This is a genomic window from Pseudomonas sp. Marseille-Q8238 (assembly GCF_965111915.1).
Genome location: NZ_CBCOPI010000001.1, coordinates 568,137 through 582,093 on the forward strand (window position 1 = coordinate 568,137; position 13,957 = coordinate 582,093).

The 13,957-nt window shown below is 56.1% G+C and carries 11 protein-coding genes and 1 tRNA gene; 3 read left to right on the plus strand and 9 right to left on the minus strand.

Annotated features, from left to right (window positions below; all coding sequences use genetic code 11):
- Positions 1 to 69: 69 nt before the first annotated feature.
- Positions 70 to 948, minus strand: a complete 879-nt coding sequence (locus ACWPW0_RS02455) for a DUF7828 domain-containing protein (protein WP_454254341.1) — start codon at positions 946 to 948, stop codon at positions 70 to 72.
- Between the two features lie 141 nt (positions 949 to 1,089).
- On the opposite strand from ACWPW0_RS02455, the gene ACWPW0_RS02460 reads away from it, so the two are divergent.
- Positions 1,090 to 2,073 carry a hypothetical protein gene (locus ACWPW0_RS02460; RefSeq protein WP_454254342.1) on the plus strand — a complete coding sequence of 328 codons (984 nt, stop codon included), beginning with the start codon at positions 1,090 to 1,092 and terminating at the stop codon, positions 2,071 to 2,073.
- Between the two features lie 112 nt (positions 2,074 to 2,185).
- Here the strand turns inward: ACWPW0_RS02460 and ACWPW0_RS02465 are convergent, their stop codons facing one another.
- Entirely contained in the window at positions 2,186 to 2,614 is a 429-nt protein-coding gene (locus tag ACWPW0_RS02465; protein WP_454254343.1) for a hypothetical protein, read from the minus strand.
- A 563-nt stretch (positions 2,615 to 3,177) separates the two neighbouring features.
- On the opposite strand from ACWPW0_RS02465, the gene ACWPW0_RS02470 reads away from it, so the two are divergent.
- The gene (locus ACWPW0_RS02470) at positions 3,178 to 3,891 is read left to right on the plus strand and encodes a type IV secretion system protein (RefSeq protein ID WP_454254344.1); all 714 of its coding nucleotides are present in this window, start codon (positions 3,178 to 3,180) and stop codon (positions 3,889 to 3,891) included.
- 237 nt (positions 3,892 to 4,128) lie between these two features.
- Positions 4,129 to 5,193: a type IV secretion system protein gene (locus ACWPW0_RS02475; RefSeq protein ID WP_454254345.1), complete on the plus strand. Its 1,065-nt coding sequence runs from the start codon at positions 4,129 to 4,131 to the stop codon at positions 5,191 to 5,193.
- A gap of 399 nt (positions 5,194 to 5,592) precedes the next feature.
- Here the strand turns inward: ACWPW0_RS02475 and ACWPW0_RS02480 are convergent, their stop codons facing one another.
- The 7 genes from ACWPW0_RS02480 to rpoD all read right to left on the minus strand — a co-directional run bounded on the left by ACWPW0_RS02480 (position 5,593) and on the right by rpoD (position 13,893).
- Positions 5,593 to 5,859, minus strand: a complete 267-nt coding sequence (locus ACWPW0_RS02480; protein ID WP_454254346.1) for a HigA family addiction module antitoxin — start codon at positions 5,857 to 5,859, stop codon at positions 5,593 to 5,595.
- 16 nt (positions 5,860 to 5,875) lie between these two features.
- Complete coding sequence (locus ACWPW0_RS02485; RefSeq protein ID WP_454254347.1) at positions 5,876 to 6,706, minus strand: hypothetical protein; 831 nt, start codon at positions 6,704 to 6,706, stop codon at positions 5,876 to 5,878.
- 300 nt (positions 6,707 to 7,006) lie between these two features.
- Positions 7,007 to 7,129 carry a hypothetical protein gene (locus ACWPW0_RS02490; protein WP_454254348.1) on the minus strand — a complete coding sequence of 41 codons (123 nt, stop codon included), beginning with the start codon at positions 7,127 to 7,129 and terminating at the stop codon, positions 7,007 to 7,009.
- 169 nt (positions 7,130 to 7,298) lie between these two features.
- Positions 7,299 to 8,363: a tyrosine-type recombinase/integrase gene (locus ACWPW0_RS02495; RefSeq protein ID WP_454254349.1), complete on the minus strand. Its 1,065-nt coding sequence runs from the start codon at positions 8,361 to 8,363 to the stop codon at positions 7,299 to 7,301.
- Between the two features lie 138 nt (positions 8,364 to 8,501).
- Positions 8,502 to 8,578, minus strand: a tRNA-Ile gene (locus ACWPW0_RS02500).
- A gap of 15 nt (positions 8,579 to 8,593) precedes the next feature.
- Complete coding sequence (locus tag ACWPW0_RS02505) at positions 8,594 to 11,953, minus strand: bifunctional diguanylate cyclase/phosphodiesterase (RefSeq protein ID WP_454254350.1); 3,360 nt, start codon at positions 11,951 to 11,953, stop codon at positions 8,594 to 8,596.
- Between the two features lie 95 nt (positions 11,954 to 12,048).
- Complete coding sequence (rpoD, locus tag ACWPW0_RS02510; protein WP_447588740.1) at positions 12,049 to 13,893, minus strand: RNA polymerase sigma factor RpoD; 1,845 nt, start codon at positions 13,891 to 13,893, stop codon at positions 12,049 to 12,051.
- Positions 13,894 to 13,957: the final 64 nt, after the last annotated feature.

Genomic DNA, 13,957 nt, shown 5'->3' on the forward strand with positions numbered 1-13,957 from the left:
ATAATGCCGGCTATTCGGCTCATTGTCTAATCCTCAAGCCAGGTTGTTTGGCTTGATGAGCGTGCCTGGTCAGGGTTGTTGATCCAGCTCTTGCAGGCGTATCAGTACTTCTTCCCGAGATTGAGGGAAGAAAATCCAGCACCTGTACTTAGGGTTGTATTCGCCGCCCAGCTCATTTCGCCAAGATTTAAGCAGCTCAGTGATCTGTGGATTAAATGACCAGGAGCGCACGGCAACTGAGCCTGTAGGCAGTACCCGGGCGGATAACCACATCCCCATGATCGTATAGCGGTACTCGATACATTTGGCTTGGGTTTCAGCTGCCGGGGGCTTGGCTGCAATGAACTGCAAATCAATTGCCGGTTGCGCAGGTATTGGCAGCGGTTCGGGATAGATCCAGGATTTGTTGCGTGTCTGCTCCAGGATATGGGCCTTCACCTCTTCCGAGGGAATGGGCTGCTTGTTGAACAGTAATTCGCTGAGGTCAATTTCGACGGTGTTAATGCCGGCGCTTTTGATCCGCTCCAGTTTTTCCACGCCAATGAACGAGGTGACCGCGACCTCGATGAATAGCTGGCTGCCATCTCTCAGGTGGGCGACCAGGTCTGGCTGGAATCCTTGTTGTGGGACTTCCTCATCCACCCTTTCGAAATCCCACCAGCTGGTTTTGTCTTCGCTCGTCGGCCAAGTGCCAGGCATTGGGGGCAGTTGCAGGCCGAGCTGATTGCGGATGACTTCTTTGGCGTACAGGTGCAGTAGGCTTTCGCGCTGAATTAAGCAGCTTTCCTTGTTCGAGTGGTGGGAGAAGTGATGCTCACGGATCAGGCCTTTGCGAGCGACTACCGGCTCACCGCAGGATGCGCAGGTGCAATTGCACGCAAGCCCACGCATGGCGTTTTCAATGGTAATTAGTTGGCCGTTTGGATCGAGTGCAACGAACATGCTCATGGGTTAAGCCTCTGGTGTTAAGACGGCTTCAAGAGTCATGATTCGAGCAGGTGAAAACCTCCCCAGAACCCTACATAAAGGGTTCGGGAGGGTTCATGGAGATGCTTAGGGCCCTTTATTTGCGGGGCTTCGGGAGGGTTTGTGCTGGAAGTAATGCGTTGTCTGGATGAAGAGCTGCGGCAGTCGCCTGCACCAGATGTAAAGGCCTACAAGGTGATCCGAGTTTTGCTGGATGCCAGCATTAACGCCCTGGTAAAGGGCAACCAGGACCCTCAGACGTTTGACCGTGCGACCTTGTTGGAAATATGCGACCCGAAGGCAAAGTCAGTTGGGCGCGACCCTTCACGTTGGCTATCAACCTCTACGCTGGAAACATTCCTAGACGCCAGGATGAACTCGATTCGGCGGCGTGCGGAGCAAATGGGCTTGAAGCATTTGCCGGTGATCGCAAGCAGTGAAGCTAAGGGTGGAGCAGGTAATCAGCGGATCTACTGGCTCGCAACTCGGCCGGTGGAAACCAGTGATCTCGGCCCGCTGGCAGGGGAGGCGCTTCGGCAAATCATCTACACCAGGACGGAAAATGGCGACGTTAAGCCAGCATTCTTTTTACGGCTGATTTTTCGCAAAGGGGTACTGGAGAACCGTAGTTGGCGGGGGGTGATGATGTTTATCACTGTGCTGCTTGGTATGGGACTCCTGCTACTTTGGGTTTTGGCATCGATATGGAGCCTTTCCTCGATTGAACAGGCACTTACGCTACGTCAATTATTGAGCAGCGGACTGGTTGTCTTTCTAGCCTGGATTACTTGGCGTGCTGTGCATCAGCCCTGGGTTGAGCTTGTGGACAACCGAGTCGTAAAGGCACCGGCTCCGTCGTTGGCGCTCAAGGAGGATTCTGCCGAACTTGAAATGTACCGTGACGATGCAAAGAGACCTTGGACACGGTTCGTGCGCTTCTCAAGTGAATGCCCATTCTGTGGTGGACGGATTTTGCTGGCAGAAGGTAAGCCAGATCACCAGATGCCTCTTGTTGGCCGATGCGGGGAAAGTCCGCATGCGCACGTGTTCAGTTTTGACCGGGCCAGATTGTCGGGGGTATATATCGGCCCAAGGCTTCAGGGTTAGATTTTCGCGTCCGCGAAAATGACGTGGTGACTTGGCGGCTATATTTTTTCGCGTCCGCGAAAATCACAGGCGTATGAGGCTCATGTTTTGAGCTGAGACCACCCCTGCTGGTTCAGATTGCCCCTTCCAACCGCAGGTCTTCCAGCATTTGCTTATAAAGCTCGTCGATATGCTGTGAAAACTCATCTGGGCTCATGCGGGCAAGGCCAGAAAGGTAGTCTTCACCCTCGGGAATAACTGTCTCAGCGGGCGATGCGGTACTCACATGAGCGGCCATGTGGCGAAGCTCTGCAATATTGCGCTGCTCGGTGGTGGCACACGGTAGGGACTCCAAGGCGGCAGCAATGGCGAGCAATCTTACCTGGTATCTCTGCATGGCTTGATCCGGTGTTTCACCTGGCCCGACGATGAATGACATCAGTTCATTCTCTTCGTTGACGGCAAACCAGAGCGTTCGGTTCAAATCGTCCATGTCTGCAAACAGGTCTCGGTACTCGGCCAGCAGCCGACTAAAGAGGCGGCTTTTCTCTTCCTGTGTCATTGCGTGCCCTCAGTGGCTATTGGTGCAAGGTGGCTGCAAGCCTTTCCTGAACTGATTGTAGTTTTTCGCGTCCGCGAAAAACGATGCCGCCTGGAAATTTTCGCGTCCGCGAAAATTGGGCGTTCGGCGCATTCTTCTATGAGCGCTCTCAAAGCCACTTTCGGTTATGTAGTGATAAATATTGGGCTGAGTTCCCAGGATATCTAGCGGCATTCCAAAGCGCCTCAAGAACATTGTTTGAGGTTTCCTCGGCGTGTTTGTAGCACAAATGCCGCTCGGCGACCTATCCTGCACTAGTAAATTAATTAACTACAACACTCCGCTTTCTTCTTCTGTAAGTGAGCATGCTGAATACTCAAAGTGAGCATCTTGGATGCTGTCCGTAATCGTTTGGTGAGCGGCTGGGAATTGAGTTGGTAGCATTTCGGATACATTTCGAGAGCAAAAGCGCACTATTCGTAATTATTTATATGTGAGTTAGAGTTGTCTGGTGGGCAGCTGAGTATTTAACTGTTCGTGGTTTTTGCTTGTGCGCAATGTTGTTTCTGGACTGGAGGTGAGTTATGGCTAGTTACACAAAATTACTGTCGAAGTTTTTCGGGGGCTGGCTGGTGGTTGCCGCCTTAGTTAATCATCAGACAGCCAATGCAGGGATTCCGGTAATAGATGGCGTGTCCAATGGAATGCGCGTTGCGGAGTTTGCGCAAACCGTCGTGCAGTGGGGAAAGGAAATTGCAGAAATGCAGGCTCAATATGAACAGCTAGTTCAGCAGTACCAGCAGATGCAGGACACGCATAACAGCATGAATGGCAGTCGGGGTATGGGGAGTTTGGCAAGAAGCGACTACGGGTATCTAGCTGGTGACTGGCAGTCGGTAATGGAAGAGGCAGATTACAGCGCAGTGCTTGAGGCGGCGCAAATTTTTGGGGCGGAGCAAACTGGGTTATCGATGGATGGTGACTCTATGCGTGTGTATCAGGATTCACAGCGCCAGAACGCTTTGAGTCTGTCGATGAGTGAGCAAGGGTACAACCAGGTCAGCGCCAGGTTTGAGTCGTTGAATGACCTATTGGACAGAGTAAATGGTGCGGCGGAGCTAAAGGATATTCAGGATTTGCAAGCCAGAATACAGGGCGAGCAAATGCTACTGCAGAACGAACAGAACAAAATTGCTCTACTGGCGCAGTTGCAGGCTAGCCAGCGCGAGGTACTGGATCAGCAATTTAGAGAAGTTGCGATTAAAGCTGGTGGGTTTATTAAGCGTGAGGGCTGGTAAGTATGAAAATAATTGTGCTTTTAGCGGTGGTGTCTCTGTCGCTCATAGGTTGTAAAGAGGGAGCTCCGTACGTTGATAATCCGTCCAAAATTGTTTTGAATGGAAAGACATACACCCAGCAAGAATATTTAGAGGAATTTTGTACAAAAGCGCCTAGTGACCCTGAATGTTTAAAAGTATCAGCGGCTATGGGCAGAGAATCTGCTGAATTCGTCAAGCGTAAGGGGTGGTAGTGAAATGGATGATGCTGAGTTTGGCTTTTTTAATCGAATATTCTCTGAGCTAGATACTGCTCTGGGGGTTTATGTCAGTGACGTTGTGGTTGGGGTGATAGATTCGATTGGGTCAGTGACTGCGCAGTTGTTGGTGCTCTACTTCATTATTCATGGACTTATGATGATGCGAGGTATGATTGAAGAGCCGGTTACAGACTTTGCATGGCGAGTGGTGCGGCTTTCAATTATCACTGGATTGGCTCTAAACGTAGGCTATTACAATGCTGCGGTAGTCGATTTTATTTGGCGCTTTCCCGAGGCGCTTGCAGCGATTGTCGTTCAAGGGGCTGCTGGTTCGGGATCTGCGTCATATCTCGATGGCCTAATGTCGCAGATGTATTCGCTAGGTGCTGCGTTCTGGGCCAAAGGTACTGCTTCGACTATTCCACATATCGGATTGATCCTTTGTGCTATTGCTGTTTGGGTTGTTGGCTTAGCTCTGACGGCTTACGCGGCATTTCTCTTGTGTCTGTCTAAATTTATGTTGGCCATTCTGCTTGCCATAGGGCCGATATTTATAATTTTGCTAATGTTCGATTCAACAAAGCGATTTTTTGAGAGCTGGCTGGGGCAGGCGTTAAATTATGGTTTTGTAGTTGTGCTTGCAGGTGCGTGTATAAAGCTGGTTATGGCTGTGCTGGAAATGTATCTTCTGGAAGGCGGAGCGGCAATAAAGCTTGATCCGCAAGTAAGTGATATTGTACCGGCAGCAGCTATTTGTGTTATCGGATCGCTCCTGCTTGCACAGGTTAACTCTGTCGCGTCTGCTTTAGGTGGCGGTGTCGCAATTAGTACTTTAGGTGCAGCTGGCGCAGTTTACAGCAAGGCTAAGGGCGGGGTGGTTGGTGCAAAAGATATTGCATCAGGGAAAACTCTGTCTGATATGCGCGCCGCTCGGCGTCAAAAGGAAAGTAATGCAAGGTGGGCAAGCCAAAATCCAGGTAAAACTGCAAGGGCTGCAGGTATTCCTATGGCGGCATATAGGCAGTTAACTGCATCGCGTTTTAATAGAATGTCACGGAGCTAGGTGGGAGTATGGTCTTGTCTGCATTTTTCGTCGCCTTGGCGGCAACATTCTTAGTGGCTGCTCTGGCGCATAAAAGCATCAGTTTTTTTCGTGCCGCACTGGGCGCTGAAAGAATAGCTGTACAGACAGCGAATTGTTTTCTGCTGAGTATTTGCTTGCTTGTAACGTGGATAGCCGTCTTGCAGGCTTGTGTTGACGTCGTCAAGGGAGGGGCGTTAAGCGAACTGCTGAGTGTTTTTGCATTCTATGTTGCGTTGGCATTTCTCTTGTTTAACAAGCTTCGATGCCCCAATGAGACTAGGTCGATCTAGCTACGAGTTGGGCCGCTTGTGAATTACATGAAAGCTCTCATTTTCGAGGGCTTTTTTGTTGCACCCGCCAAAGATCATAAGCAGCTTGCTAGGCTATCCAGTGGTCGGCTTTGCCCAGGCCCGATAATTCGAGCTGTGCAGCGAGTTCGTTGCTTACTGGTGCTTGGCACAGCATGACAGCTGCAAGTGATCTGGGAGGGCAGCCTATGCGTTTAGCCAGGCTTGCCGCTGTTAGCCCTAGTGCTGGAAGCATGTCTTCCCGTAAGGATTCGCCGAGGTGTGGCGGGTTGTGCATGGGCATATGAACTCCGCCATAGATTGTGCGCATCGCGGCGTACGTAAGGTGAGCAGCCATGCGTCCCCGGAGCTATTCATTGGGTAAGGCCGCGACCAAGTCCAACCTTTAAGCCTTTCAAGTGTGCCATCGCTACTTCTTTAGCTGCCATAGGTCTGGCTGGCACAGCTACCTGATCACGCTTTTGGCGGTCTCTGGCAGGCTGTTTATGGGTCGGAGAAAACTGGCCTTTCTCATAGCGTTTCAGCAGTCCAAAAAACCATCGGATGGGTGTCGTACGGATGACTCCTCCTTGTGACAATGCACCTGCCAACTCGTCCAGTAGTGCTTGGGCGTCCTCAATTGGTATTGCCGCTAGAGCCTTGTCTACTGCCGGCATATCTCTGGCTGGTATCCCTACGGGGTACTCCAGGTTAGCGTGAGCGGGTGATTGCAGGCCTTCAAACGGTTTTGTAGTAGTAGTTCTTTTTTCTCTTAGTACTTGTTCTGTATCTGTATTTAGTAGCGTCGGGTCTTCCGAAAACGGAGGCACCGTATTCGGGTTTTCCGTTTCTGGTTCCACCGCGTACGGAAAACCCGAACGTGGTGGTGTAGTTGCTGAGAGGGTAGGGGTATCGGAGACCTCCCACAGCGTGCTGCTGAATCGGCCGTGTGTACCTCGTTCTCGCGTGATGAGCAGATAGCCAGCGTTCTCTAGTTCTTTTGCTCGGGCTCTGGTCGCGTCGCGGCCACAAGACTTCTGCTTAGCAAGATGGCAAAGGCGCAGTCTGAAATCATCTGGTAGCGAGAGTATGTAAACCAGAAGGCCAAGGGCTCCCCATGAGATACGGCTATCGCGTATCAAATCATTAGGCAGCGTAGTGAAGTCTCTTCTGACTTTGCGCTTGATAATAACAGTGTCAGACATGCACTTAGGCCCTGATGCCGCTTGCTGCGGTAGAGAGCTCTAAAGCGTCTTGAACTTGTAGTGTCCGAAAGTAAACCCGACGGCCTATACGAACCATTGTCGGTTTTAGTTTTCGAGATAGGTCAGTGTCCGAGTACAGCGAGACGCGCAGGCCGTCCGCAGATCGGTTGAGCAGTTCAGCAATGTTTGCAAGGCTCATTAAAGGGCCGAAGCGTGAGAGAAGATATTCTTCCGTAGACATTAGCGCACCTTCAGTAGTTGGGCGTAGGTGGCCGTATTTTTATCTTTTACAGGTATATGTCAAATCGCAGATTGGATGTTTTGTTTGATGTTTTTAGTTTGATTGGTTGATGTTGTTAAGTTTGATTTATCAATGTTGTATATATTGATGTTTGTGTGATTTATTTTTTCTTTGCGGGTCATGTGCTTATCCTCTGGCGGGGCTTAAGCATGGATTTATTTTGAGATTTTTTTAAAAAACTGACTGACAGCTGGTAGTCCTGGATGAGCATGGCTTTTTAGTAGAGGTGCGATTCAGTTAGGTGGACGTGTCCGCCTAGCTGGAGCGTGCCAAGTCTGCGTGCAGAGGGGGCTAAGGCTCGCGAACCAGCCTGTCCAGCTTGCTTACAAGATCCTCCGCACGGAGGTGCGTGTAGCGCTTGAGCATCTGCATCGACTTGTGGCCGCTGATGGCGGACACCTCCTGGTCGGATAGGCCACCCTCGACCAATCGGCTTACGGCTTCATGACGAAGATCGTGGAAGCGCAGGTCGGGCATGCCGAGTTTGGTTTTCAGTAACCCCCAGGTCTTGGTGAAGGCGTAGGGGCCGCGCTTGCCGGTTTTGCCCGGCTCGCCAAAGAACACCAGGTCACAGTCAATCGGGCGTATCGGGTTGTTCAGAGCTGTCTGAAAGGTCTCTGTGGCCCATTTGCTGAGTGGGACGGTGCGCGCGCTGTCGTTCTTGGTGTCTGAGAGGCGCACCACGCGCTTTTTCATATCGACCTGATGCCTACGCAGGGATGTGATCTCGGATGAGCGCATGCCTGTTTCCAGGGCGATGCGGACGATCCAGCCAAGCATGGGGTTGCTGTGATTGTTCACGGCGGTCAGCAGGCGGCGTTCTTCTTCTGCAGACAAGCGTCGGTCGCGGCCTTCGCCGGGGCTTGGTTTGCGGATATTCAGCACCGGGTTGAAGCTAAGGCCCAGGCCCCATTCCTGGATGGCCACGGTAAACAGGTGGCTGAGCAAGGCCAGCTCCAGACGCACGGTGTTGTTGCTGGTGGGCTTGCCGCGATTGGTGATCGAGGCCAGGCGCGTATCACGGTAGCTGGCGATGATCTCGGCCGAGAGGGCGGCCATGGAGTATTTGCCCAGGTGGCTGATCAGCTGTTGGGCTTTGGTGGCTTCGGCGCGCTGGGTGGTTGGCTTCTTGGTCGGGCTGATTTCGCTGAGGTAGCGTTTCAGGGCCATTTCCAAGGTCATGCGTTCGGAGCCTCTGCGCTGGATGTACACGCCCCTGACCATTTCGTCTTCGGTGCGGCGCGCCCAGTCTTCGGCATCGCGCTTGGTGCGGAAGGTTTTGGTGTTGGTTGGCCAGCCTGTTTTGCGTACCAAAGCCTTCCAGGTGCCGGCTTCCGTTTTGACGATGGTGGCCATCTTTCCTTGCTCCAAAGGCGTGCCGCTGTACCGACACTGTACCGGCACTGTACCGAATTTGTACCTTTGGACTATAGGACTGGTCTAGCTGTTTTTGTATCGGACATGAAAAAGCCGCGCGGTGCGCGGCTTTAAAGGTGGTGGGCCCACACGGACTCGAACCGTGGACCAAAGGATTATGAGTCCTCTGCTCTAACCAACTGAGCTATAGGCCCTCAGAGGCGGGCGGATTATACCGGCGCCTCTTCGCTGCTGCCAATCGGAAGCGGTGTGAGGAAGTGGTTGGCGAATGCGTGGGCGGAGAGGGGGCGGCTGATTTTGTAGCCCTGGATTTGTGCGCAGCCTTCGCGGGTGAGGAAGGTTTCCTGGGCGCTGGTCTCCACGCCTTCGGCGATCACGGTCAGTTGCAGGCTGCGGCCCAGGGCGATGATGGCGCGGGTGATGGCGGCGTCGTTGGTGTCTTCGGGCAGGCCGCGGATGAAGGATTTGTCGATCTTGAGGATGTCCAGAGGCAGGCGCTTGAGGTAACTGAGTGAGGAGTAGCCGGTGCCGAAGTCGTCCATGGCCAGTTGCAGGCCGAGGTTCTTGAGCGCGTGGAGAATGCCCAGGGCTTCTTCGGCCTGGTTCATGATGAAGCTCTCGGTTATTTCCAGTTGCAGGCAGCTGGCGTCGAGTCCGAAGTCGGCCAGGGTGGCGGCGATGCGCTCGGCCAGTTGCGGTTGACGCAACTGGTTGCCGGAGAGGTTGACCGAGAGTGGTCCGAACGGCGCGTGCTGGTCTTGCCACTCGCGCATCTGCCGGCAGGACTCCTGCAGCACCCAGTCACCGAGGCTGAGGATCATGCCGTTGTCTTCGGCCAGGGGAATGAAACGGTCGGGCGGGATATCACCGAAGGTCGGGTGGTGCCAGCGCAGCAGCGCTTCGGCGCCGATCAGTACGCGGTTGGTCAGGCACAGCTTGGGTTGGTAGTGCAGGCTCAGTTCGCCGCGGCTGATGGCGCGGCGTAGTTCATGTTCCAGGGTCATGCGCTCGGTGGCCTGGAAGGTCAGGCTGCGGGTGTAGAACTCGACCCGGTTGCGCCCTTTGGCCTTGGAGCTGTACATGGCCGCGTCGGCGTTCTTCACCAGGGTGGCGACATCGTGGCCGTCGTCGGGGAACAGGCTGATACCGATGCTGGCCGTGATGAAAAACTCGTGCTGGTCGGCCTGGAACGGCGCGTTGAAGCAGCCCAGCAGCTTGGTGGCGACGTGTTTGACCTGCTGGGCATCGGGCAGGCCGGGAAGCAGCACGATGAATTCGTCTCCGCCCAGGCGCGCGACGGTGTCGCCATCGCGCAGTTGTTCGCGCAGGCGCTGGGCAATGCTCTTCAGCAGCAGGTCGCCGACCGGGTGGCCGAGGCTGTCGTTGATGTGCTTGAAGCGGTCGAGGTCGAGGAACAGCACGGCACCGCTGCGGTTGTCATTGCGTGCGTCGGTGAGGGTGGCGTTGAGCCGGCTCTCGAAGAGGATGCGGTTGGGCAGGCCGGTCAGTGGGTCATGATGGGCCTGGTAGTCGAGGCGCGCCTGGGCGTGCTTGAGGGTGCTGATATCGGCGAAGACCCCGACGAAATGGGTGATCCCGTCGCCCTGGTCGCGCACGGCGCTGATGGTCAGCCATTCGGGGAAAAGTTCGCCATTCTTGCGTCGGTTCCAGATCTCGCCTTGCCAGTGGCCATCGTTATGCAGTTGTTGCCACATGGTGCTGTAAAAGGCGCTGTCATGTTCACCGGAGGCAAGCAGGCGGGGCGATTGGCCCAGGGCTTCGCTTTCGCTGTAGCCGGTGATTTCGCTGAAGGCGCGGTTGACCGCGGTGATGCGTTGGTTGAGGTCGGTGATCATCACGCCTTCGGCGGTGCTCTCGAAGACGGTCGCGGCCAGTTGCAGGCGTTCCTGCATGTGCTGGCGCTCGGTGATGTCGCGGGCGATGGTCAGCATGCAGGCGTCGTCGTTGATCTGCAGCGTCTGCGCGGACAGCTCGCACAGGCGCGGCGGGCCGTCCTTGCGATTGACCCAGGCGCGGAAGTCATGGGCGGAGCCGTGCTGGCGGACCTGTTCGATCATGCGCTGGCGATCATCCGGGTTGGTCCACAGGCCGATGCTCAGGGAGGTCTGGCCGACCGTGCTTTGCAGCGAATAGCCGGTAATGCGCGAGAAGCCTTCGTTGGCGTCGATCAGCAGGCCGTCACGCAGGCGGGTGATGAGCAGTCCATCGGGTGAGGCATGGAAGGCCTTGGCGAATTTCTGTTCGGAGAGGCGCTGGGCGTGCTCGGCCTGTTTGGTCTGGCTGATATCGATCATCAGGCCGCGCAGGATCTGTTTGTCGCCATGTTGGATGAGGGTCACGATGTCGCGAATCCACAGCACGCGCCCATCGGCGGTGAGCATGCGGTAGTCGAGGCTGTGATCGCGCCCGGCCTGGCTTTCACTGATGCAATAGTTGAGTGCCATGTTGGCATCGTCCGGGTGCAGGGAACGCTGCCAGAAGCCCGGCTCCAGCCAGGCCTCGAGCGGGTAGCCGGCCAGGCGTTCGGCGTGCGGCGACACGTAGGTGAAGCGGTAGTCCTCCAGGCTCATTTCCCAGGCGATGGCGTTCAGGCTTTCCACCAGGCCACGGTAGTGCTGCTCGCTTTCGCGCAGTTGTTCTTCGAGGGCGCGGCGTCCTTGGGCTTCCTGGCTCAGGCGGAAGTTGGTGCGCAGGACGATGGCCAGGATCAGCAAGATGACGAGCAGGGCGGGCAGGCCGAAGGTGAGGATTTCCCGCCACAGCCTCGGGTCATCGTTAAGGCCGCCAACCCAGGGCTCTTGCAGGGCCGCTATTTCGTCTGGGGTGAGGTCGGCGAAGAGCTTGTCGAGGATGCCGATCAGCACCGCCTGGCTCTTGGGCGCGGCCATTGCCAGTTGATAGCGGTAAGGCGTTTCCCCGCTGATATACAGGCCGTCCAGCTTGAACTGGCGCAGGCTCCAGACGCTGGAGGCGAGGTCGCCCACCATGGCATCGGCCTGCCCGGTAGCCACGGCCTGCAGGGCGGCACTGATGCTGGGCAGTGGTAGCAGGCTGAGATCGGGGTGGTGGCTGCGTAGCAGTTCGTGGGGCGCGTAGTCTTCCACCACGGCGACTTTCAGCCCATATAGGTCGTCCAGGTTGCGCGGTTGTGGTCCGCCAGTGTGCGACAGGATGACGATGGGGAAGTCGAGATAAGGGCGGGTGAAGGCCAGTGTCTCTTGCCGTTGTGGCGTGGCCATGACGCCGGGAAGCAGATCGAGCTGGCCGGTCTTGGCCTGTTCCAGCACGTGGCCCCAATCCTCGGCGGCATTATGTTGCAGGTGGACGTGCAGGCGCTTCTCGATCAGCGCCACATAATCTGCGGCCAGGCCCTGATGACGACCTTGCTCATCCAGAAATTCGAAGGGTGGCCAGGTGGCATCCACGCCAAGCCGAATAGTTGGGTGTTGCTTCAGCCAGGCCTGTTCTTCCGGGGTGAGTTCGAGCGCCGCCGCCGAGGTTGCCCAGCAGGCCAGACAGGAGAGCAGAAGGGCCAGCAAACGCACCATGGGGGCGGGTTTCCGGGGCGGAGGACAAATTGCAGTGTAGCGCTCGTGGCGGTGCCAGATAAACAAAACCCCCGGTTTTGGCCGGGGGTTTCTGTTTACTCGTCGAGGAAGGAGCGCAGGTGCTCGCTTCTCGTCGGGTGGCGCAGCTTGCGCAGCGCCTTGGCTTCGATCTGACGAATCCGCTCGCGCGTTACATCGAACTGTTTGCCGACTTCCTCGAGGGTGTGGTCGGTATTCATGTCGATGCCGAAGCGCATGCGCAGGACCTTGGCTTCACGGGCAGTGAGGCCGGAGAGTACTTCGCGAGTCGCTTCCTTGAGGCTTTCCACCGTGGCTACATCGATCGGGGACTGCATGGTGCTGTCCTCGATGAAGTCGCCCAGGTGCGAGTCTTCGTCGTCGCCGATCGGGGTTTCCATGGAGATCGGCTCTTTGGCGATCTTCAGTACCTTGCGGATCTTGTCCTCGGGCATTTCCATGCGCTCGCCGAGCTCTTCCGGGGTCGGTTCGCGGCCCATCTCCTGCAGCATCTGGCGGGAGATACGGTTGAGCTTGTTGATCGTCTCGATCATGTGCACCGGGATACGGATGGTCCGCGCCTGGTCGGCAATGGAACGAGTGATCGCCTGGCGAATCCACCAGGTGGCGTAGGTCGAGAACTTGTAGCCGCGACGGTATTCGAACTTGTCCACCGCCTTCATCAGGCCGATGTTGCCTTCCTGGATCAGGTCGAGGAACTGCAGGCCGCGGTTGGTGTACTTCTTGGCGATCGAGATCACCAGGCGCAAGTTCGCTTCAACCATCTCTTTCTTCGCGCGACGGGCCTTGGCCTCGCCGATCGACATGCGACGGTTGATGTCCTTGATTTCGGCAATGGTCAGGCTGGTGTCGGCTTCCAGGGCGGCAAGCTTCTGCTGGCAACGCTGGATGTCCGGCAGCAGGCCGCCAATGGCTTCGGCGTACTTGGCCTTGCCTTTGGCCAGGCCGGCGGCCCAGCTCTCGTCGACTTCGTTGCCGGGGAACAGCTTGAGGAAGTCGGCGCGCGGCATACGGGCATCACGCACACACAGTTGCATGATGGCGCGTTCCTGGGCGCGGACTTGCTCCAGCGAGCCGCGAACGCGCTCGACCAGGGCTTCGAACTGCTTCGGAATCAGCTTGATCGGCATGAACAGCTCAGCCAGGGCGAGCAGTTCGGCGATGGCCTGTTTGCTGCTGCGGCCATGCTTCTTCAGCGCCTTGCGGGCTTTTTCCAGCTGTTCGGAGACCGCGGTGAAGCGGCGCAGAGCCTCTTCCGGGTCCGGACCGCCGTCGCCTTCTTCTTCCTCTTCGCTGTCGTCGCTTTCTTCCTCGTCCTCGGCGGCTTCGGCAGCCGGGGTCGCGGTTTTCAGGTCGACAGGTACTTCTTCGGCCGGCACGCTGCCGTCATCGGGGTCGATGTAGCCGCTGAGGACGTCGGACAGGCGACCACCTTCGGTGGTGACGCGCTGGTATTCGGCGAGGATGCTGTCGACGGTGCCCGGGAAGTGGGCAATAGCGCCCATGACTTCACGAATACCTTCTTCGATGCGCTTGGCGATTTCGATTTCGCCTTCACGGGTCAGCAGTTCGACGGTACCCATTTCACGCATGTACATGCGCACCGGGTCCGTGGTGCGGCCGATGTCGGTCTCCACTGCGGCCAACGCGGCGGCAGCTTCTTCAGCTGCGGCCTCGTCGGTGTCGGCTTCTGCCAACAGCAGGGCGTCCGCATCCGGAGCACTCTCGAATACGTTGATCCCCATGTCGTTGATCATGCGGATGATGTCTTCTACCTGCTCCGGATCTGAAATATCCTCGGGCAGGTGGTCATTGACCTCCGCGTAAGTCAGGTATCCCTGCTCACGACCACGGGCGATCAACTCTTTCAAACGAGATTGCTGTTGCGCTTTTCCGGACATAACACCCTATCCACTGAAGGTCTTGGCGGGCTAAAAACAAGCCGAGGATTATACCCGGTTCGGT